1 pseudogene is annotated in these 846 nt (G+C 45.9%); it reads left to right on the top strand.

The annotated features are described in order from the left end of the window. Window positions 1-252: 252 nt before the first annotated feature. Window positions 253-846 (top strand): annotated as a pseudogene (locus tag C5S62_RS06375) (AraC family transcriptional regulator); the annotation flags it as partial.

Genomic DNA, 846 nt, shown 5'->3' with positions numbered 1-846 from the left:
AAGTTAAAAATGTTAATGTAAAAGTGGGACTATTTCCCCAAAAAGATAAATGATAGTCCATCCTTATGCTGACATAAATTCAAACGAAAGTCTACGGAAAATTGTGATATTTTTCATAGGCGCCCGTCGTTTGTTTACAAACTATAACATTAAGGTTGTGCCCCCACACTGCTAATTTTTAGTAACTTTGCACCCTATTTATAGCCGCCGGCAGGCAGGAGACATGCCGGCATTATTAATCTCCCTGCGAAAATGAACACCACCTCTGTCAAAAACATCAGGCAGCTGAGCATGATCGATGCACGCCGGTTTGCCACTGCCCGTCTGTCGTCGGCAACCGATGACCTTTTGGTCATTGACGATATCAGCCATTTCGATTTTTCGGAACAGGCGTTGCAAATGAGTTTCCTGATTTTTTGTTACTGTACCAGCGGCCGGTGTCATTTCACCGTCAATTCTCAGACGCTATGCCTCGAATCGGGTGACCTTTTCATAGGTGTCGGCGAACAAATTTTGGCAAAGAAAGACGTCAGCAACGATTTTTCAGCCAAAATCATCCTCGTCTCCCATGAATGTATGCAAGACAGTATCGTAGGCTTGCACCAGTTATGGCCGTTTCTACTGTATATTTACAAACATCCTGTCATTCATCTGGATGCCGCCGAACGGATTTGGGTGGAAGGCAGCTACACCGAAGTATTGCGCCGCGTCAAAGCATATAGTCACCGCTACCGACGCGAATCTGTCACAGCACTTATCCGCCTTTTCTACTTCGACATGTGTGATGTGCTGGCCCGACGCGCTCCCGTAGCCCACACACAGCAAACGAGCAGCTACAATATATTT

The organism is Prevotella sp. MGM2 (assembly GCF_002933955.1).
In the GTDB taxonomy this organism is placed as follows: domain Bacteria; phylum Bacteroidota; class Bacteroidia; order Bacteroidales; family Bacteroidaceae; genus Alloprevotella.
The sequence above is the reverse complement of the archived record's forward strand: the minus strand, read 5'-3'. Positions and strand labels throughout refer to the sequence as shown.